At 73.4% G+C, this 19,142-nt stretch carries 18 protein-coding genes; 5 read left to right on the forward strand and 13 right to left on the reverse strand.

Translation table 11 applies throughout. From position 1 onward, the window contains the following. The first annotated feature begins 81 nt into the window (after positions 1–81). Together ABZ479_RS03015 and ABZ479_RS03020 are read left to right on the forward strand one after the other, a co-directional pair. Positions 82–2,025 (forward strand): anthranilate synthase family protein, encoded by a 1,944-nt coding sequence (locus tag ABZ479_RS03015; protein WP_500459544.1) that lies wholly within the window; start codon positions 82–84, stop codon positions 2,023–2,025. A gap of 135 nt (positions 2,026–2,160) precedes the next feature. Beyond that, positions 2,161–2,622 (forward strand): hypothetical protein, encoded by a 462-nt coding sequence (locus tag ABZ479_RS03020; protein ID WP_500459545.1) that lies wholly within the window; start codon positions 2,161–2,163, stop codon positions 2,620–2,622. Positions 2,623–2,667: 45 nt separating this feature from the next. On the opposite strand, the gene ABZ479_RS03025 is transcribed toward ABZ479_RS03020, so the two are convergent. From ABZ479_RS03025 to ABZ479_RS03045, 5 genes are all read right to left on the reverse strand, one after another. Beyond that, positions 2,668–3,330: a uridine kinase family protein gene (locus ABZ479_RS03025; RefSeq protein WP_500459546.1), complete on the reverse strand. Its 663-nt coding sequence runs from the start codon at positions 3,328–3,330 to the stop codon at positions 2,668–2,670. Between the two features lie 131 nt (positions 3,331–3,461). After that, a complete protein-coding gene (locus ABZ479_RS03030) occupies positions 3,462–4,490 on the reverse strand; it encodes a 6-phosphofructokinase (protein WP_500459547.1) in 1,029 nt (342 codons plus the stop codon). 179 nt (positions 4,491–4,669) lie between these two features. Then, positions 4,670–5,329: a response regulator gene (locus tag ABZ479_RS03035; protein WP_500459548.1), complete on the reverse strand. Its 660-nt coding sequence runs from the start codon at positions 5,327–5,329 to the stop codon at positions 4,670–4,672. Between the two features lie 17 nt (positions 5,330–5,346). Next, the gene (gene macS, locus ABZ479_RS03040; RefSeq protein ID WP_500459549.1) at positions 5,347–6,501 is read right to left on the reverse strand and encodes a MacS family sensor histidine kinase; all 1,155 of its coding nucleotides are present in this window, start codon (positions 6,499–6,501) and stop codon (positions 5,347–5,349) included. A gap of 111 nt (positions 6,502–6,612) precedes the next feature. After that, a complete protein-coding gene (locus tag ABZ479_RS03045) occupies positions 6,613–7,326 on the reverse strand; it encodes a lysophospholipid acyltransferase family protein (RefSeq protein ID WP_499607979.1) in 714 nt (237 codons plus the stop codon). 130 nt (positions 7,327–7,456) lie between these two features. Between ABZ479_RS03045 and ABZ479_RS03050 the strand changes: the two genes are divergently transcribed. Both ABZ479_RS03050 and ABZ479_RS03055 read left to right on the forward strand, forming a co-directional pair. Next, positions 7,457–8,242 carry an alpha/beta hydrolase gene (locus ABZ479_RS03050; protein WP_500459550.1) on the forward strand — a complete coding sequence of 262 codons (786 nt, stop codon included), beginning with the start codon at positions 7,457–7,459 and terminating at the stop codon, positions 8,240–8,242. Further along, positions 8,235–8,822, forward strand: coding sequence for a hypothetical protein (locus tag ABZ479_RS03055; protein WP_500459551.1), 588 nt, complete (start codon positions 8,235–8,237; stop codon positions 8,820–8,822). The genes ABZ479_RS03050 and ABZ479_RS03055 overlap by 8 nt, the downstream gene beginning before the upstream one ends. 66 nt (positions 8,823–8,888) lie before the next feature. Here ABZ479_RS03055 and ABZ479_RS03060 read toward each other — a convergent pair whose 3' ends face one another. From ABZ479_RS03060 to ABZ479_RS03085, 6 genes are all read right to left on the reverse strand, one after another. Next, positions 8,889–9,653, reverse strand: coding sequence for an endonuclease/exonuclease/phosphatase family protein (locus ABZ479_RS03060; RefSeq protein WP_500459552.1), 765 nt, complete (start codon positions 9,651–9,653; stop codon positions 8,889–8,891). A 359-nt stretch (positions 9,654–10,012) separates the two neighbouring features. Then, positions 10,013–10,954, reverse strand: coding sequence for an ROK family glucokinase (locus ABZ479_RS03065; RefSeq protein WP_500459553.1), 942 nt, complete (start codon positions 10,952–10,954; stop codon positions 10,013–10,015). A gap of 105 nt (positions 10,955–11,059) precedes the next feature. Next, positions 11,060–11,461 carry a DUF5304 family protein gene (locus ABZ479_RS03070; RefSeq protein WP_499607671.1) on the reverse strand — a complete coding sequence of 134 codons (402 nt, stop codon included), beginning with the start codon at positions 11,459–11,461 and terminating at the stop codon, positions 11,060–11,062. Positions 11,462–11,528: 67 nt separating this feature from the next. Beyond that, the gene (locus tag ABZ479_RS03075) at positions 11,529–12,758 is read right to left on the reverse strand and encodes an ArsA family ATPase (protein ID WP_500459554.1); all 1,230 of its coding nucleotides are present in this window, start codon (positions 12,756–12,758) and stop codon (positions 11,529–11,531) included. 10 nt (positions 12,759–12,768) lie between these two features. Continuing rightward, positions 12,769–13,212: an SRPBCC family protein gene (locus ABZ479_RS03080; protein WP_499607665.1), complete on the reverse strand. Its 444-nt coding sequence runs from the start codon at positions 13,210–13,212 to the stop codon at positions 12,769–12,771. A 96-nt stretch (positions 13,213–13,308) separates the two neighbouring features. Next, positions 13,309–14,076, reverse strand: a complete 768-nt coding sequence (locus ABZ479_RS03085) for a metallophosphoesterase family protein (protein ID WP_500459555.1) — start codon at positions 14,074–14,076, stop codon at positions 13,309–13,311. A gap of 284 nt (positions 14,077–14,360) precedes the next feature. On the opposite strand from ABZ479_RS03085, the gene ABZ479_RS03090 reads away from it, so the two are divergent. Beyond that, positions 14,361–16,157 carry an AMP-dependent synthetase/ligase gene (locus ABZ479_RS03090; RefSeq protein ID WP_500459556.1) on the forward strand — a complete coding sequence of 599 codons (1,797 nt, stop codon included), beginning with the start codon at positions 14,361–14,363 and terminating at the stop codon, positions 16,155–16,157. A gap of 81 nt (positions 16,158–16,238) precedes the next feature. Here ABZ479_RS03090 and ABZ479_RS03095 read toward each other — a convergent pair whose 3' ends face one another. Continuing rightward, the gene (locus tag ABZ479_RS03095; RefSeq protein ID WP_500459557.1) at positions 16,239–17,861 is read right to left on the reverse strand and encodes a GMC oxidoreductase; all 1,623 of its coding nucleotides are present in this window, start codon (positions 17,859–17,861) and stop codon (positions 16,239–16,241) included. 76 nt (positions 17,862–17,937) lie between these two features. After that, on the reverse strand, positions 17,938–19,068 hold the full coding sequence (locus ABZ479_RS03100; protein ID WP_500459558.1) for a glycosyltransferase family 4 protein: 1,131 nt from the start codon (positions 19,066–19,068) through the stop codon (positions 17,938–17,940). Between the last annotated feature and the right edge of the window lie 74 nt (positions 19,069–19,142).

Consider the following 19,142-nt stretch of genomic DNA (forward strand, 5'->3'; position numbering starts at 1 on the left):
AGACGCTCAGGCCGCCCGAAGGGCGGCCTTCGGTGTTCCTGCGGCCGTCCCTTCCCTCGCCGAAGACCGGAAGGAACCGCCGTGGAGAACCACGACCCCAGCACCACGCCCTCCGCCGCCGCGCTCGTCGAACGGCTGCTGGACCCCGCGTGCCCACCGTTCGCGCTGCTGCGGCGCAGAGCGCCGGGATGCGCCGCGGACAGCGTCGAGGTGCTGCTCGGCCCGGTCGGGACGGCCGAGCGGCTGACCGACATCGCGCTGCCCACCGGCGCCCCCGAGGGAGCCCGGCCCGCGGTGGACGCGCTGGCGCTGGTGCCGTACCGGCAGATCAGGGAGCGCGGCTTCGACGTGCGCGACGACGGGACGCCGCTGGTCGTGCTCCGCCCCCTGGAGACGTACGAGCTGCCGCTGTCCGAACTCACTGCGGCCCTGCCCGCGCACGCGGTGCGCGTCGAGGGCGGGGCCTTCGACGTCGACGACGACACCTACGCCGGGATCGTTGAGCGCGTCATCGAGGACGAGATCGGCCGCGGCGAGGGCGCGAACTTCGTCATCCGGCGCACCTTCCGCGGCGAGATCCCGGGGTTCGCGGCAGCGGACGCGCTCGCGCTGTTCCGCAGGCTGCTCGACGGCGAGCGCGGCGCCTACTGGACGTTCGTGGTGCGCACGCCCGAGCGCACCCTGGTCGGCGCGAGCCCCGAGGTGCACGTCCGGATGACCGGCGGCACGGTCGTCATGAACCCCATCAGCGGCACCTACCGCTACCCCGCGCAGGGGCCGGACGCGGAGGGCCTGCTCGCCTTCCTCGGCGACGCCAAGGAGGTGGAGGAGCTGACGATGGTGGTCGACGAGGAGCTGAAGATGATGTGCACCGTCGGCGACCTCGGCGGGGTGGTCGTCGGCCCGCGCCTGAAGGAGATGGCGCACCTGGCGCACACCGAGTACGAGTTGCGCGGCCGCAGCACCATGGACGTACGGGACGTCCTGCGCGAGACGATGTTCGCCGCGACGGTCACCGGCTCGCCGGTGCAGAACGCGTGCCGGGTGATCGAGCGCCACGAGCCGGGCGGCCGCGGCTACTACGCGGGCGCCCTCGCGCTGATCGGGCGGGACGCGGGCGGCGCGCAGACCCTCGACTCCCCCATCCTGATCCGCACGGCGGACGTCGACGCCGCGGGCGGGCTGAAGGTGCCGGTGGGCGCGACGCTGGTCCGCAGGTCCGACCCGTACGGGGAGGTCGCCGAGACACACGCCAAGGCGGCGGCCGTGCTGGCCGCGCTGGGGGTGCGGCCCGGACCGTCCCGGGGCCCGGCGGCGGACCGGCCACGGCTCGGCGACGACATCCGGGTCCGGAGCGCGCTGGACGGACGCCGCAGGAACCTGGCGCCGTTCTGGCTGCGGATGCAGACCGCCGAGCAGCCCCGCACGCCGTCCGGGCACGCCCTCGTGGTGGACGCCGAGGACACCTTCACCGCGATGCTCGCGCACGTACTGCGGTCGTCCGGACTGGAGGTCACCGTGCGCCGCTTCGACGAGCCGGGGCTGCGCGGGGCCGCCCTCGCCCACCGCGGCCCGGTCGTCCTCGGCCCGGGCCCGGGCGACCCTTCCGACACCGGCGATCCCAAGATGGCGCTGCTGCGCGGGCTCACCGCCGAACTCGTCCGCGGCCACCGGCACGGCCTGCTCGGGGTCTGCCTCGGCCACGAGCTGATCGCCGCCGAGCTCGGCCTCGACATCGTCCGCAAGGACGTCCCCTTCCAGGGCGCGCAGACACCGATCGACCTGTTCGGGCGGGCGGAGACCGTGGGGTTCTACAACTCCTTCACCGCCCGCTGCGACGACGCGACGGCGGAGGAGCTGGCCATGCACCGCGTCGACCTGAGCCGCGACCGGGCCACCGGCGACGTCCACGCCCTGCGCGGCCCGGGCTTCGCGGGCGTCCAGTTCCACCCGGAGTCGGTGCTCAGCCTGAACGGCACGGCGATCGTGGCGGAGCTTTTGGCGGGGGTGACGGTGGCGGGGTAGCAGCCGACCCTGGCAACCGGGGGCGCCTGGGCGGCGCCCCCTCACCGCCACGCCTGTTGAACACGTTCAAGAATGTTGGCACACTACCCACCGACCGATCTTGGCAAGCACCGAACCATAGGGTGGGTACGGCAGTTGACCAGTACTTGGAGCCCCCGCAAGCCCGTCGGGTCCCGCACCGACTGGGTGTCGGTCGCGGCGGCGACACCCCTGCTCCTGCTCTTCTCGGTCGCCGTCACCTACCTCCAGTTCATCGGCTTGATCTGGTACGCCGCGGGGCCGCTTCACGAGGACTGCGCGCGGGTCGAGCGGTACTCCGGCGGGACCATCCCCGCCGGGGCCACCGACGTCGCCTGCACCGCCACCGGCAGCTTCAGCGACCAGGACCACGAGATCGACTTCCGCATTCCACGCGAAGGCGCCGAGGAACGTCTGCTCGACGCCTTCCCCCGGCTGCAACGGGAGAGCGGGTGCGCCGCCGACGCCTGCTTCCGCGTCCGTCCGGACGCGCCCGCGAGCAGGCGGCTGTGGGGCCACCTGGAGGCAACGGTGCAGTACGAGGACGACCGGGCGCACGTCCACGTCCTCGCCACCTGAGGGCGCACCGAGCGATGGACCGCACCATCGTGGCACCTGGGGCCGTCAGACCGCCGCCGCGGGGAAGGGGTGCGTCCGCGGGGTGACCGCGCGGGCACGGCGGGGGCGGGTGGCGGGGAGCGGATCGGGCAGGGGCTCGGGGACGGCCGACAGGAGCGGACCGACGAGGCCCAGCACCGCGGCCAGCATCTCGGGGCCCTCGTGCGTGCCGTCCACCACCAGGTCGGCCGCCGCCCGGGAGGGCGCGACGTGGGCGACGTGCCGGTCCCGGCCGCTCTGCAGGTAGTTCAGCAGGGACAGCCTCGGGTCCTGCCGCTGCACCTCGATCTTGCGCAGGATCTTGCGGGCCAGCCGGACGTCGTCGGGGGCGTCCACGTACACCCGCCAGTCGGCACGTTCCCGTACCGACGGCAGGGTCAGGGCGAAGAGTCCCTCGACCACCACCAGGCGGACGCCGGGCCGCGCCAGCGCCATGTCGATCGCGGCGCTGACGGCGGCCTCGTCGATGGAGCCGGGATGGTTCCAGTCGAGGATGGCGTGCCCGCCGGCGCTGACCGTCCACACGCCCCGCAGGGGGTCGTGCGCGGGCACGTAGTAGTCGTCCAGATGGACCAGTGCGATGCTCTCGGGACACTGCAGCGACAGGGCCTCGGCAAGGGTGGACTTGCCGGATGCGGTGCCGCCTGCGACCGCCAGTACACCCGTCATGCCGGGCGCTCCTCATGTGCTCAAGGGGGATAGACGAAGCGGCCGGACAAGCCGGGTGGAGGGAATGTACGGCCGCGTGATCGCCCATGGCAAGCGGGAGAAGCGCAGAGGTCGCCGAGGTGGCGCAGGGGCTACCCGAAGAAGACGCCGGCCTCGGTGTAGAGCCGCGGATCGACCGTCTTGAGCTGGGTCGTCGCGTCGCGGAGCGGGACGCGGACGATGTCCGTGCCGCGCAGGGCGACCATCTTGCCCCAGTCCTGGTCGCGGACCGCGTCGATGGCGTGCAGGCCGAAGCGGGTGGCGAGCCAGCGGTCGAAGGCGCTGGGGGTGCCGCCGCGCTGGACGTGGCCGAGCACGGTGGTGCGGGCCTCCTTGCCGGTGCGCCGCTCGATCTCCTTGGCGAGCCATTCGCCGACGCCGGAGAGCCTCACGTGGCCGAAGGAGTCGAGGGTCTGGTCCTTGAGCACCATGTCCCCGTCCTTCGGCATGGCGCCCTCGGCGACCACGACGATGGGCGCGTAGCGGATCTTGAAGCGGCTCTCCACCCAGGCGCAGACCTGGTCGAGGTCGAAGCGCTGCTCGGGGATGAGGATGGCGTTGGCACCGCCGGCGAGGCCGGAGTGCAGGGCGATCCAGCCGGCGTGGCGGCCCATCACCTCGACGACGAGGACGCGCATGTGCGACTCGGCGGTGGTGTGGAGGCGGTCGATCGCCTCGGTGGCGATGTTGACGGCGGTGTCGAAACCGAAGGTGTAGTCGGTGGCCGCCAGGTCGTTGTCGATGGTCTTGGGCACGCCGACGCAGGGGACGCCGTACTCGTCCGACAGGGCGGTGGCGACGCCGAGGGTGTCCTCGCCGCCGATCGCGACGAGGGCGTCGACCTCGTACTTGGCGAGGTTGTCCTTGACGCGACGCACGCCGTTCTCCACCTTGAGCGGGTTCGTGCGGGACGAGCCGAGGATCGTGCCGCCGCGCGGGAGGATGCCGCGCACTGCGGGGATGTCCAGCGGCACGGTGTCGCCCTCGAGGGGGCCGTGCCACCCGTCCCTGAAACCGGTGAACTCGTATCCGTACTCCTGGACACCCTTGCGCACGATGGCACGGATGACCGCGTTGAGCCCGGGGCAGTCTCCGCCGCCGGTCAGCACGCCAACTCGCATGATCCATCCCTTCCCGTTCGCACCTTTTGCCTGCGCCCACGACGCTAGCGTGACCGGCGTCACAGGTGGGATGGGCCGTTCGATGAAATCCTTTGCGCCACGGGGATGTTGGCCCGCCGATTTCACCCTTCCGGGCGGCGTGCGGCGTGGGTGCGAGCGCCCCCGAGCAGGTGGCGGGGCTACTCCTCGTCCAGTCCGCGTTCGATGGCGTAGCGGACGAGTTCGACGCGGTTGTGGAGCTGGAGCTTGCCCAGGGTGTTCTGGACGTGGTTCTGGACCGTGCGGTGGGAGATGACCAGCCGCTCGGCGATCTGCTTGTAGCTGAGCCCCTTGGCGACGAGCCGCAGGACCTCGGTCTCGCGGTCGGTGAGGCGGGGTGCCTCGGGGGTGTCGGCCGCGGCGGGGGCGGGGTCGGAGGCGAGGCGGCGGTACTCCCCGAGGACGAGGCCGGCGAGGCCGGGGGTGAAGACGGGGTCGCCGACGGCGGTGCGGCGGACGGCGTCGAGGAGTTCCTGGCGGCCGGCGGACTTCAGCAGGTAGCCGGTGGCGCCGGACTTCACGGCCTCCAGGACGTCCGCGTGCTCGCCGCTCGCGGAGAGCACCAGCACCCGCAGGGCGGGGTTGTCGGCGATCACGTCCTTGCAGACCTGGACGCCGGACAGTCCGGGCAGGTTGAGGTCGAGGACGAGTACCTCGGGCATGGCCGCCTTGGCGCGCCGCACCGCCTCCGGACCGTCGCCGGCGGTGGCGACCACCACGTACCCGGCCTCGGTGAGGTCGCGGGCGACCGCGTCCCGCCACATGGGGTGGTCGTCGACCACCATCACCTTCACGGCCATGACCCCAATCTCCTCCCTCACTTCGCGAGCCTCAACTCGACTTCTGTCCCCTGCCCGGGCACCGACACCAGTTCCGCCGTGCCGCCGAGGTCCCGGAGCCTGCCGCGGATGGACTGGGCGACCCCGAGCCTGCCCTCGGACTCGGCGGCGGCGAGCCGGCCCTCGGGGATGCCGGGGCCGTCGTCGCGGACGCTGACCAGCACGGCCCCGGGTTCGTCCTCGACCAGGATCCAGGCGTGGGCGTCCTCCCCCGCGTGCCGGCGGACGTTCTCCAGGGCGGCCCCCACGGCGGCGGCGAGTTCGCGGGCGGCGCGCGCCGGGACGAGCACGGGGGTACCGGGGGCGGAGACGGTGACCCGGGCGCTGCCGTACGGGGCGAGCAGCACGCGCAGGTCGCGGGGCGCGTCCGGGTCCTGTTCCGGGTCGCCCCCGGGGCCGGCGCCGGTGCCGTCGCGGGGGGACGGCAGCGCGGCGGCGCCGTCGGTGACCAGGGTGCGCAGGGCGGCCTCCTGCTCCCCCGCCATCCGCCCCAGGGCCTCGGCCTCGCCGCCGATCTCGGCACCGCGGCGCTGCACCATGGCGAGCACCTGCAGCACGTTGTCGTGGATGTCCCGGGCCAGCCGCTCCCGCTCGCGGGTGGCGGCCTCGATCTGCAGGGCGCGGGCGAGGGTGCGCTCGCTGGCGCGGGCGACCTCGACGACGTAGCCGATGGCGATGCTGGCGATGGCGACCAGCAGCACGTTGTGGAGGGTGTCGCGGGCCGGGGCGCCGCGCTCGACGATGTTGGCGCCGCCGACGAGGCAGGAGGCGGCGGCGGCCCAGCGCCAGCCGCCCTTGATGGCGAAGGCGAGCACGGAGCCCGCGGTCCAGATCGACGGCAGGGTGGGGCCGCCGTCGAGGATGCGCTGGTGCGACTCGACGAGCGGGGTGACGAGGATGCCGGTGAGCGCGACGCCGAGGTCGGCGACGAGGAAGGGCCGGGTGCAGCGCCGGGGCGAGCTCACCTTGCCGACGGTGACCAGCGTCCACACGGCGAGCACCGCCATGTAGGCGGCGCCCGCCAGGGGGTGCTCGTGCTCGTCGTAGGCGGCGGCGTAGAGCCCGACGGCGTACGCGGCGGTCAGCAGCCGGTAGCCGGAGAGGGCGCGCCACAGCGGCTGCTCGACGGACATGCGGGTGACGCGTGCGGGGCGTGCGGCGGCCGGCCCGCCGGTTCTCCGCCCGCTCGCGCCGGTCCTGTCCCCGGCCATCGGCCGTCCCCCCGTTCCCCCGGGCGCGTCCGGCTAGGACCCGCCGTGCTGTTGCTGCTTCTTCGCCGCCTCGGCGATCTGCCGCTTGGCGGCGGTGGCGTAGATGTCCACGTACTCCTGGCCGGAGAGCTTCATGATCTCGTACATCACCTCGTCGGTGACCGAGCGCAGGATGAAGCGGTCGTGCTCCATGCCCGTGTAGCGGCTGAAGTCCAGCGGCTTGCCGATCCGGATGCCGGGGCGCATCAGCTTGGGCATGACCTGACCGGGCGGCTGGATCTTCTCCGTGTCGATCATGGCGACCGGGATCACGGGCGCGCCGGTGGCGAGCGCGATGCGGGCCAGACCGCCGGGCTTGCCGCGGTAGAGGCGGCCGTCCGGCGAGCGGGTGCCCTCGGGGTAGATGCCGAAGAGCTCGCCCGCCTCGATGACCTTTATCCCGCTGTTGATCGCGGCCTCGCCGGCGCCGCGCCCGCCGGAGCGGTCCACGGGGAGCTGGCCGACGCCCTTGAAGAAGGCGGCCGTCAGCTTGCCCTTGATGCCGGGCGTGGTGAAGTACTCGGCCTTGGCGATGAAGGTGACCTTGCGGTCGAGCACGGCGGGCAGGAAGAAGGAGTCCGAGAAGGACAGGTGGTTGCTCGCCAGGATCGCCGGTCCCTGCTTGGGGATGTGCTCGAGGCCCTCCACCCACGGCCGGAACGCGGCTCGCAGGGGATGGCCGATGGCGATCTTCATCACGCCGTACAACAACCGATGACCTCCTGTGTCTGACGGGAAGACCTTAACGCCAGATCCGCCGGTGCTCTCCCCCGGTGTCGGCCGTCCGCGTACTGTGAGATATCGCTTTTCGCGCATTCCACCGAACAGGAGACGTACGGTGCCGCTGATGCCCGGAGCCGAGCCCTACCGCCACGACGGCGGTGAGGTCGGTGTCCTGTTGTGCCACGGTTTCACCGGCACGCCGCAGTCCATGCGGCCGTGGGCCGAGTACCTCGCGGAGCGGGGCCTGACCGTGTCCGTACCGCTGCTGCCGGGACACGGCACGCGCTGGCAGGACATGCAGCTGACCGGCTGGGAGGACTGGTACGCGGAGGTGGACCGGGAATTCCGCGCGCTGTCCGAGCGCTGTGACCGCGTGTTTGTCTTCGGAATGTCGATGGGCGGGGCCCTGACCCTGCGGCTGGCCGCGCAGCACGGCGCCGCGGTCAGCGGTGTCGCCCTGGTCAACCCCTCGGTCAAGGCCGACAGCCACCAGCTGAAGGTCGTCCCCCTGCTGCGCCACTTCGTCCCCTCCGTGCCGGGCATCGCCAGCGACATCGCCAAGGAGGGCTCGAAGGAGGTCGGCTACGACCGCACCCCACTGCGGGCGGTGCACTCGCTGAGCCGCTTCTGGACGCTGGTGCGGCACGAACTGCCGCAGGTGACGCAGCCGCTCCTGCTGCTGCACAGCCGCGTCGACCACGTGGTGCACCCGTCGAACTCGGCGGTCGTGCTGGGCCGGGTGTCGTCGACGGACGTCACGGAGACGGTCCTGGAGCGCAGTTACCACGTCGCGACGCTGGACCACGACGCGGAGACGGTCTTCGAGCAGTCGTACGCCTTCGTGGAGCGGCTCTCGGGTGCGGGAGAGCAGGCGCAGAAGGAGGACGCGGCCAGTGGCTGAGCCCGAGGAGGAGCGTCGGCACGTGCCGGAGGGCGAGGAGCCGGAGCGCGCGCCGCTGGAAGGGGAGTCCGAGCGGGCGCCGCTGGACGAGGAGTCGGCGTGGGCCGAGCTCGTCGCGGCGTACGGCAAGGACCCCGAGCCCGGGACGGGTTCCTGGCCCGCGGCCGAGGACGTCCCGGCGACCGAGCGGGACGGCGACGGCGAGCGGGACGCGAGCGAGGCCGCGACGGACCCGTCCGCGCTGCCCCCGAAGCCGGAGGCGACGCGGATCGTCCTGCACCCCGTGCTGTCCGGCCCCCGTGACTACGAACTCGACGAGGAACCGGACGAGGGCCACTACGAGCCGCCGGAGCCCCCGCCGCTCCCCGAGGCGGACGTGACGACGAAGTTCGCGTGGCTGGCCGCCGTCGGCGGGCCGCTGCTGATCTTCGGCTTCGTCCTCTTCCAGGAGCCGATGCCGTGGTGGGCGCTCACCGTCGGCGTCGGCGGCTTCCTCGGCGGCTTCGCCACCCTGGTGACGCGCATGCGCCCGGGCGGCGACGAGGACGACGACCTGCCGGGAGGCGGCGCCGTCGTCTGACGGAGGGCTCCCCGGGGTGTGGAACCCGGCGCGATACGGCGAGGATCGAACGGTCCGTCGCGTCGGTCAGGCGGACGCGGGCACCCTGAGGGCGGCCAGGACCGGGAGGTGGTCCGTGGCCGTCCTCAGGTCGTGCGGGGTGACGCCGGGCAGGCCGTGCGGGACGCCGCAGCCGAGGACCTCGATGCCCGGGGTCGTGAGGATCGCGTCGATCCGCTGGTGCGGGTCCTCGGGGGTGGAGGTGTACTCGCCGCCCCAGGGCCGGACCGCCCAGGCGTCCTGCAGGTCGTCGGCGAGCCGGCGGAAGGTCCGGCCGTGGGGGTGGTCGTTGAGGTCGCCGCCGACGACCGCGTACGGCTCACCCATCGCGGCGAGCCGGTCCAGCAGCATGCCGCCCTGGTCGTAGCGTTCGCGGGCCTGGAGCGAGAGGTGGCAGCTGACGACGGACAGCCGGACGCCGCCGACGCGCACGACGGCGGTGGCGAAGCCGCGCCGGTGCAGGCCGGGGGTGCGGGGCAGCAGGACGTCCTCGGCGCGTTCCACGTGCACCCGCAGCGAGGACAGCACGAGGGGGCCGGTGGCGGTGGCCCCGCCGGTGACGGGGACCAGGCCCGAGGCGCGGGCGAGGCGGGCGACGGCCTTGCGCCAGCGGAAGAAGCGCGGGGCCTCCTGGATCAGCGCCAGGTCGGGGTCGCAGGCGCGGATCACCCGGGCGAGCGCGGCGGGGTCGTCCCGCATCGAGCGGATGTTGTAGCTCAGCACGCGGACGACGGCGGAGCCGTCCGGCTCCGTACGGGACGCCGGCAACTCCGGCAGCGGGCCCTCGCTCACGGGCTCACTGTAGCGGCGCCCCGGTCGCCCGCGACGGCCGGACGGCCGGACGGGCACGGGCTGCGCGTGCGCCCGGTCCCGGCGACGGAACCGGCGTGCGTGTGGTGGGCGCTGACGTCGTGCACCGCTGCCACGACGGCCGCGACGGCGCCGTCGGAGGTCCGCGGGATCGCCACCTCGGCCTCGGCGCAGGAGGAGTTCGGCGGAGACCGAGACCCCCGCAGAGCGAGGCCGCCGCGGGCACCGCGCGGCGGCGCACGCGCGGCGGCGCACCCCGCGCCGCCCGGAAAGGCGGGTGCCCCCGTTGCTCCCGGGTGGGAGCGACGGGGGCACCGGATGCCGTGCGGTGACCGCCGGGGCTAGCCCTGGCGGGCGAGGTCGGCCGCACCGACGAGGCCGGCCTTGCCGCCGAGCTGCGCGGCGAGGACCTGGGCGTGCGGCCGGTACTGACCGCCCACCAGCCAGCGGCGGAAGGACTTCCGGATGGGCTCCAGGACGAGTTCGCCCTCGTCCGAGACGCCGCCGCCGACGATGAAGGCGGAGGGGTCGAAGAGCGAGGCCAGGTCGGCCAGACCGGCGCCGGCCCAGCGGGCCAGCTCGCGGAAGGAGTCGACGGCGACCTTGTCCCCGTCGCGCGCGGCCCGGCTGATGTGCTGGCCCTGGATGCCCTCGGGCGTCCCGTCGCCGAGCGCCAGCAGCAGCGCGGCGTTCTCCGGCTGGGCGACGGCCCGCTGCTTGGCGTAGCGCACCAGCGCCCGGCCGGAGGCGTACTGCTCCCAGCAGCCCTGGCTGCCGCAGCCGCACAGCAGACCGTCCGGCACCATGCGGATGTGGCCGAACTCGCCTGCCACGCCGAAGCGGCCGCGGCGCAGCTTGTTGCCGATGATGATGCCGCCGCCGAGCCCGGTGCCCAGGGTGATGCAGATGACGTCGTCGTGGCCCTGGCCCGCGCCGAAGCGGTACTCGCCCCAGGCAGCGGCGTTGGCGTCGTTCTCGACGACGACGGGCAGGCCGACGCGTTGCTCGACCTTGTCCTTCAGCGGCTCGTGGCGCCACCGGATGTTGGGCGCGAAGAGCACGGTGGCGCGCTTGTCGTCGACGTAGCCGGCGGCACCGATGCCGACGGCCTCGACCGTGTGGTTGGCGCTGACGTCGTGCACCGCTGTCGCGATGGCGTCGACGACGCCCTCGGAGGTCTGCGGGGTCGGCACCTTGACGATCTCGAGAATCGCGCCTTCCTCGTCGACCACGCCGGCCGCGATCTTCGTGCCGCCGATGTCGACGCCGATGGTGAGTCCCATGTATCCCTCAGTATTCGGTCGAGCCCCGCTGCGTCCAACCGTACCGGAGGGCGACCTGCGCCCTGTTCGGGCCCGATGTTCCGTGCCGGGTCCGTGTCGCGCCGTTCAGTCGAGGTCGATGCGTTCGCTCGGCGGGGTGTCCCCGCCGGAGGTCCAGCGGCGTTCCTGCCCGCTCACCGCGGCGCGGTAGGCGGCCAGGAGTTCGGCGCCTGCGGCGGCGAGGTGGTCGAAGACCTCCGGGTTGCGCTCGACGATGGGTTCGACGGCCTGCTTGACCTGGGAGATCAGTCCCTGGGCGGCCATCTCCGCGGCGGGGCCGCGGAGCATGGACAACCGGTCGGTGACGGCTTCCGCGAGGCGCCGCAGCTCCTCGCCGGCGCTGCCGGGGGTCTGGCCGCTCTGCTGCCGCCGACGGGCGTTCTCGGCGGCGATGTCTTCCGCGCTCGCCTTGGCCCAGGCGTCGGAATCGGTCTCGGGGCGGCCCGCGCGGTCCGTGGATTCGCTCATGGTGGCTCCGTAAGGCTCCGGCTTCGTACCCACGACGTTACCCGAACGGAGGCGGCGCTTTCAGCGCTCAGCGGGGCCAAAGACCGGGATCCGGTGCGAACCGGACCTGCAGCGCGCCGTCGCGGAGCGCCGCACCGGCCACGCTGCAGCGGCGCAGCGCGGAGGGCAGCGGGAGGATACGGCGGTATCCCTCGGCGTCGACGACGAGTTCGTCGCCGCGCCGTACGAGGTCGACGGTGTCGCGTGTCGCGCCGGGCAGCGGCAGCCGCCACAGGAAGTGGCCCTCGGAGGCGAGGCGGTCCTCGGTGGTCCACGGCGGCGCGGCGGGCCCCTCGGGCGCGTCGGCGGGCGGCTCGGCGGCGAGCCGGGCGAGGTCCTCGGGGCCGCGGGGTTCGCGTCCGAGGTGGGGCAGTTCGTGCAGCGCGGTGGGGGTGCCGGCGAGTTCCGCGCGCAGGGCCCGCACTTCCTTGCGGCGGTGGCCCGCCAGTTCGGCCAGCCAGGGGTCGGGGGAACCGTCGGGCAGCAGCCGGTTGGCGACCACGGCCTCGAGGCGGTGACCGTACAGGGCCAGTCCGGCGCGGGCCCGGCGCACGGCGTCGGCGGCGTACGTGCCGGGGGCCACGACCAGCCGGACGGTCGTGGCGGCGTCCTCGATCACGGCCTGGGCGGTGGCCAGTTCCCGGTCGGCGCGGGCGGCGGCCTCGTAGGCCCAGGCACCGGGCGCGGGCACGCCGGCGAGCTGGGCGAGGACGGGGCGCAGGGCGCGGGCGGCCTGCCGTTCCCGGGGGATCAGCCGGGCGATGTAGCGGCGCAGTTGCTCGGGCAGCGCGAGCGCGGCGAGGGCGTCGTGGACCGGCGGGAGGTCGACGACGACGAGGTCCCAGCCGCCGGCGGTGTCCCGCAGGGCGCGCAGCAGCGCGAAGGCGTCGGCGCCGGGGAGTTCGGTGAGTTCCTCGGGGTCCAGCGGGGCCGCGCCGAGCAGGTCGAGCAGGGAGCCCAGGCGTTGCTGTACGGCGTCGGCGTCGGCCCGGAAGGCGGCGGCCGCGTCGACGCGGGCGGCCCACAGGCCCGGTACGGACGGGACCGGGGCGATGGGCGGGGAGGCCGCACCGTCCGGCCGCGCACCGCCGTCCCGGGCCGGGGCGGGCGCCGGGCCCAGCACCCTGTCCAGGGAGGCGTCGCGGTCGGCGGAGAGCAGCAGCACGCGCCGCCCGGGCGAGCTCGCGGCCACGGCCGTGGCGGCGGCGACCGTCGTGCGCCCGGCGCCGCCCGTGCCGGTGACCAGCAGCGTCCGCACGTCAGCCCCGTCAGCCCTGGGACTCGACGCGCTTCTTCAGGCCGGCGAGGGCGCGGTCGATGATGACCTTCTCGGCCTTGCGCTTGATCATGCCGAGCATCGGGATCTTGACGTCGACGGTCAGCTGGTAGGTGACCTCGGTGCGCTTGCCGTCCTCCAGCGGGACCAGGACGTAGGCACCGTCGAGGGTGCGCAGCATCTGGGACTTGACCAGGGTCCAGCGGACCTCGCTGTCGCCGGCCCAGGTGTAGGCGAGGGTGTGGTCGTCCTTGATCGCGCCCGCGTCCAGGAGGAGCCTGACCTGCTCGGCACGGCCGTCGCCGCCGGCGGAGAGGATCTCGGCCTCCTTCACCTCGCCGGTCCACTCCGGGTACCGGGCGAAGTCCGCGATGACGCCCATGACATCGGCCGGGGCCGCGTCGATCGTGATGCTCGACCTGGTGTGTTCCGCCATCGCCGTGGCCCCTCCGGGACGTCGCGTCGTACTGCTGTCGTATGTCTGCTGGTGAAGGCTACCGCTTGGTCGCGCGCCCGGAGACCGCCGGGGCGCTCACCACCGCAGCGCCCACGGCGTTCGGGTGGAGTTGAAGTGGCCGACGTTGACGCATTCGGTCGTCCCCAGGCGCATCCGCCGCACGAGCGGCTGGTGGACGTGGCCGAAGAGCGCGTACTTCGGCCGCGTCCGGCGGATCGCGTCGAGCAGCGCCTCGCTGCCGCGTTCGAGGCGGCGGGCGACGGTGTCGTAGCAGAGCTCGGGGACGGCGGGCGGGATGTGCGAGCACAGCACGTCGACCTGGCCGAGGGCCTCCACCTTGGCGGCGTACGTCTCGTCGTCGATCTCGTACGGGGTGCGGTAGGGGGTGCGCAGCCCGCCGCCGACGAAGCCGAAGACCAGGCCGCCGATCTCGGTGGTGGTGCCGTCGAGCACCGTGGTGCCGGGCCCGGCGTACTCCGGCCAGAGCGCGGGGATGTCGACGTTGCCGTAGGTGGCGTACGTGGGGGTGGGGAAGGCGGCGAACAGTTCGGCGTACTGCCGGCGTACGGCGGACTCGATGGCGGTGCGCCGGTCGGTGCCGAGCCCGGCCCACAGTTCGCGGTCGAGGGCGCGGGCCTCGTCCCAGCGCAGCGCGGTGCGCAGCCCCACCATCCGGGAGGCGTTCTCGACTCCGAAGAGGTCGGGGAAGATGCCCCGGGAGTGGTCGGCGTAGTCGAGGAAGAGGATCAGGTCGCCCAGGCAGATCAGCGCGTCGGCGCCGTCGCCGGCCTTGGCGAGGGCCTCGGAGGCACCGTGGACGTCACTGACGACATGGACCCGCATGACGATCACTCTAGGACGCCCCGGGCGGGCGTGGGGAGGGCGCACCGGGGCCTCGGTTACCTGCGGGTCACAGGGGGGCTCGACTAGGCTTCCGACCAGTGGATCCGCACTGTGCCGCGGTGGGAATCCGGCGTGTGACGACGATGTGACACACAAAACATCTACACGGCACCCCCTACCGCAGAAGCTTTACCGGTGGGTAACGTCCAGGCCGTCCGTTCCACGCTCAACCATGCAGTGGACGCAGCCAGCACCGCCGCCGGCGCCGATGAGGAGCAGCAGTTTTGCGCGAGTTCAGCCTTCCGGCTCTCTACGAGGTCCCGGCCGACGGGAACCTGACGGATCTCATCCGCCGCAACGCCGCTCAGCACCCCGAGGTCGCCGTCATCGCCCGGAAGACCGCGGCGGGCGACTGGGCGGACGTCACCGCCACCGCCTTCCTCGCCGAGGTCCGTGCCGCCGCCAAGGGCCTGATCGCCTCGGGCGTCCAGCCCGGCGACCGGGTGGCCCTGATCTCCCGCACCCGGTACGAGTGGACGCTCTTCGACTTCGCCGTCTGGAGCGCGGGCGCGGTCACCGTCCCGGTCTACGAGACCTCCTCCGCCGAGCAGATCGAGTGGATCCTCGGTGACTCCGGCGCCGTCGCGGCCGTCGTGGAGACCGAGGGCCACGAGAAGGCCGTGGAGTCGGTGCGCGACCGGCTTCCGCAGCTGAAGCACGTGTGGCGGATCGAGGCGGGCGCGGTCGAGACCCTCGGCGCGGCGGGCACGGACGTCGCGGACGCGACGGCGGACGAGCGCGGCGCCTGGGCCAAGGCGGACTCCCCGGCCACCATCGTCTACACCTCGGGCACCACCGGGCGCCCCAAGGGCTGTGTGCTCACGCACCGCGCGTTCTTCGCCGAGTGCGGCAACGTCGTGGAGCGCCTGAAGCCGCTCTTCCGCACCGGTGACTCCTCGATCCTGCTCTTCCTGCCGCTCGCGCACGTCTTCGGCCGGCTGGTCGAGGTCGCCGCCGTCATGGCGCCGATCAAGCTCGGGCACGTCGGCGACGTCAAGAACCTCACCGGCGAACTGGCCGCCTTCCGGCCGACGCTGCTGCTGGGCGTGCCGCGGGTCTTCGAGAAGGTCTACAACGCCGCCCGCGCCCAGGCGCAGGCCGGCGGCAAGGGGAAGATCTTCGACAGGGCCACCGACGTGGCGATCGCGTACAGCCGCGCGGTGGACTCGGCGAGCGGTCCCTCGCTGGGCCTGAAGTTCCAGCACAAGGTCTTCGACCGGCTGGTCTACAGCAAGCTGCGCGCCGTGCTCGGCGGCCGCGCCGAGTACTCGATCTCCGGCGGGGCGCCGCTGGGCGAACGGCTGGGCCACTTCTACCGCGGCATCGGCTTCACGGTGCTGGAGGGCTACGGCCTGACCGAGTCCTGCGCGGCCACCGCCTTCAACCCCTGGGACCGCACCAAGATCGGGACGGTCGGCCAGCCGCTGCCGGGCTCCACGGTCCGCATCGCCGACGACGGCGAGGTCCTGCTCCACGGCGAGCACCTGTTCTCCGGCTACTGGAACAACGAGGCGGCCACCGCCGAGGCCGTCACCGACGGCTGGTTCCACACCGGCGACATCGGGACGCTCGACGAGGACGGCTACATCTCCATCACCGGCCGCAAGAAGGAGATCATCGTCACCGCGGGCGGCAAGAACGTCGCCCCGGCGGTGATCGAGGACCGGATCCGCGCCCACGCGCTGGTCGCGGAGTGCATGGTGGTCGGCGACGGCAAGCCCTTCATCGGCGCGCTCGTCACCCTGGACGAGGAGTTCCTGCCCCGGTGGGCCGAGCAGCACGGCAAGTCCGGCCGCGGCGTCGGGGAGTTGCGCGAGGACCCGGAGCTGCTGGCCGAGGTGCAGTCGGCGATCGACGACGGCAACGCAGCGGTTTCCAAGGCGGAGGCGGTGAAGAAGTTCCGCGTCCTGGCGGCGCAGTTCACGGAGGAGTCCGGCCACGTGACGCCCTCGCTGAAGCTCAAGCGCAACGTGGTGCTGCGCGACTTCGCGGACGAGATCGCCGCGATCTACGGCGGGTGAGCCCCCGCCGGCGACCCCGCTCCTGCTGACGGTGGCCGTCGTACGCCTCGCGCGTACGGCGGCCACCGGCGTTCCCGGACCCTAGGTGATGCCGTCCTGGGCCAGGACCCGGGCCATGGTGCGCTCGGCCAGGGCGGTGATGGTGACGAACGGGTTGACCCCGATGGAGCCGGGGACGAGCGAGCCGTCGACGACGTACAGGCGGTCGTAGCCGTTCGCGCGGCCGTAGGCGTCGGTGGCGCTGCCGAGGACGCAGCCGCCGAGCGGGTGGTAGCAGAAGTCGTCGGCGAAGACGCGGTTGCCGCCGAACAGGTCGTACCGGTAGATGGTGGCGTTGGCCCGGTTGACGCGGTCGAAGAGGTTCTTCGCGGCGGCGACCGAGGGCTGGTTCTGGGAGCGCGTCCAGTCGAGCACGGCGGCGTCGGTGGCCGGGTCGTAGACGAAGCTGCCGCGCTCGGGGTTCCTGGTGATCGCGAGGTAGAGGCTGATCCACGTCTCCAGGCCGATGGGGAGCGGGGCGATCTCGGCGAACACCGGGTTGGCGGCGTTGGCCCGGTCGTCGATGCCCATCACGGGGATGGTCGACTGGTGGGCGCCGGTGGGGTTCCACACGTGGTTGGCGCGGCCGAGCATGATGTTGCCGTTGCCCGCCCAGCCCTTGCCGACGGCGGGGCTGAGGTCGGGCAGGGCGCCCGTGTCCCGGGCGCGCAGCAGCAGTTCGGTGGTGCCGAGGCTGCCGGCCGCGAGGAAGAGGGCCCCGCAGCCGACCTCACGGGTGGCGACGACGGCGCCGGTGAGGTCGCTCTGCGCGACCGTGAGCACGTAACCGCCGTCGGGGTCGCGGCGGATCGCCCTGACGCGGCTGAGCGTCTCGATGGTGACCCTGCCGGTGCCGAGGGCGGCGGCGAGGTACGTCCGGTCGAGGCTGCGCTTGCCGAAGTTGTTGCCGTAGATGACCTCCTGGGCCAGGGCGGACTTCGTGGCGGTGCCCGCGGCCTCGCGCCGCATGTACGCGAAGTCGTAGACGTTGGGCACGAAGGTGGTGGCGAGCCCGGCCCTGGCGGCCTGGGCGCGCGCGACGCGGGTGAACCGGTACCACTCGGTGCCCTCGAACCAGTCGGGCGCGACGGTGTTGACGCCGAGCATGCGGTTGGCCAGCGGGAACCACGTTCCGTACATGGCGTCGGCGTCGACCTGCGGGAACACCTCGCGGAAGTAGCCGCGGTCCGGCGTGACGGCCATGCCGCCGTTGACGAGGGAGCCGCCGCCGACCCCGCGGCCGACGTAGACGGACATGCCGGGGTGGTCGACGCGGTCCAGGACGCCGGGGTACGGGGTGATGTCCTTGTTGACCACGTCGAGCCAGAGGAAGGTGGCGAGGGGGGCCGCGGTGCGGGTGCGGAACCACATGGAGCGCCGGTCCGGCGAGGCGGTGTCGCAGAAGACCTTGCCGTCGGTGGGGGACGGCGTGTCCCACGCCCGCCCCATCTCCAGTACGAGGGTGTCCACGCCCGCCTCGGCCAGGCGTAACGCCGCGACCGCGCCTCCGTAGCCGGAGCCGACGACGACGGCCGGTACGTGTCCGGCCGGTTCCCGGTCCGCCGCGGCGGCCGGGGAGAGCCCGATGCGGGTGAGTCCCATCACGGATGCCGTCTGCAGGGCTGCCATGCCCAACATCTGACGGCGCGTCAGGTTTGCTGTCATGGGCGCATCATGGGCGGAACGGCCGGTTCCGCCCATACCGCGCGCTCATGGTCTTCTACGGCTCGCGGTCCTCCAGCTAGAGGAGGGCCTTGAGCCGGTCGGCGAGCAGATCCCACCGCCAGGCGTCCTCGACCCACTTGCGCCCGCGCTCGCCCATCCGGCGCCGCAGCTCCGCGTCGCCCAGCAGCGCCAGGATCCGCTCGGCGGCCTCCGCCGGCTCCCCGCCGCGCACCACCCAGCCGGTCTCGCCGTCCAGCACCGCGTCCGGCGCCCCGCCGGAGTCGCCCGCGACGACCGGCAGCCCGGTGGCCGAGGCCTCCAGGTAGACGATGCCGAGCCCCTCGACGTCCAGCCCGCCGCGGCGCGTGCGGCACGGCATGGCGAAGACGTCGCCGGCGCCGAAGTGCGCGGGCAGCTCCGCCCACGGCACGGCCCCGGTGAAGCGCACCGAATCCGCCACCCCGGTCCGCCCGGCGAGCCGCTTCAGGTCGTCCGCGTACGGGCCGCCGCCCACGACCAGCAGGACGGCGTCCGGCTGCGCGGCCAGGATCAGCGGCATCGCCTCGATCAGGGTGTCCTGGCCCTTGCGCGGCACCAGGCGGGAGACGCAGACGACGACCGGCCGGTCGGTGAGCCCCAGCCGGGCCCGTACGGCCGCGCCGCCGGACGCCGGGTGGAAGGTCTTCTCGTCCACGCCCGGCGGCAGCTGCACCATGCGCCCGGCGGCCTCGGGTGTCAGCGCCCGGGCGATCCGCGACCGGGTGTACTCGCCCAGGTAGGTGAGGGTGTCGGTGCCCTCGCCGATCCGCCGCAGCAGCGTGCGGCTGGCCGGCAGCTGCGCCCACCCCGCCTCGTGCCCGTGGGTGGTCGCCACCAGCCGGCGCGCCCCCGCCCTGCGCAGCGCGGGCGCCATCAGCCCGAGCGGGGCCGCCGCCCCGAACCACACCGACGTGCACCCGTGCTCGCGAAGGAGCCCGGCGGCCCGCCGGGTCACCCTCGGGGTCGGCAGCAACATCGTCGTACGATCACGTACGACCGGGAAGGGCTGCTCGGCGTCGAACGCGGCGACCTCGGAGCCGTCCCGCCAGGTCGACGCGTACACCACCACCCGGCCGGGATCGAGGCGCAGCGCCATGCTGTGCACGAACGCCTGGATGCCACCGGGGCGTGGCGGGAAGTCGTTGGTGACGATCAGGGTCTTGTCCATACGTCGCCGAGGGTATCCGGTGGGGTCCGCGGCAACCGACCGCGGTCCCCCGCGCGTCTAAGCTCCACACGCCT

Source organism: Streptomyces sp. NPDC005722 (assembly GCF_040630935.1).
Classification (GTDB): Bacteria; Actinomycetota; Actinomycetes; order Streptomycetales; family Streptomycetaceae; genus Actinacidiphila.

Excerpts from the sequence above, each read along its gene's own strand:
- ABZ479_RS03085 (WP_500459555.1), bottom strand. The coding sequence starts at position 14,076 with ATGCGGGTCCATGTCGTCAGTGACGTCCACGGTGCCTCCGAGGCCCTC.
- macS (WP_500459549.1), bottom strand. The coding sequence starts at position 6,501 with ATGTCCGTCGAGCAGCCGCTGTGGCGCGCCCTCTCCGGCTACCGGCTG.
- ABZ479_RS03025 (WP_500459546.1), bottom strand. The coding sequence starts at position 3,330 with ATGACGGGTGTACTGGCGGTCGCAGGCGGCACCGCATCCGGCAAGTCC.
- ABZ479_RS03080 (WP_499607665.1), bottom strand. The coding sequence starts at position 13,212 with ATGGCGGAACACACCAGGTCGAGCATCACGATCGACGCGGCCCCGGCC.
- ABZ479_RS03070 (WP_499607671.1), bottom strand. The coding sequence starts at position 11,461 with ATGAGCGAATCCACGGACCGCGCGGGCCGCCCCGAGACCGATTCCGAC.
- ABZ479_RS03030 (WP_500459547.1), bottom strand. The coding sequence starts at position 4,490 with ATGCGAGTTGGCGTGCTGACCGGCGGCGGAGACTGCCCCGGGCTCAAC.
- ABZ479_RS03035 (WP_500459548.1), bottom strand. The coding sequence starts at position 5,329 with ATGGCCGTGAAGGTGATGGTGGTCGACGACCACCCCATGTGGCGGGAC.
- ABZ479_RS03065 (WP_500459553.1), bottom strand. The coding sequence starts at position 10,954 with ATGGGACTCACCATCGGCGTCGACATCGGCGGCACGAAGATCGCGGCC.
- ABZ479_RS03095 (WP_500459557.1), bottom strand. The coding sequence starts at position 17,861 with ATGACAGCAAACCTGACGCGCCGTCAGATGTTGGGCATGGCAGCCCTG.
- ABZ479_RS03100 (WP_500459558.1), bottom strand. The coding sequence starts at position 19,068 with ATGGACAAGACCCTGATCGTCACCAACGACTTCCCGCCACGCCCCGGT.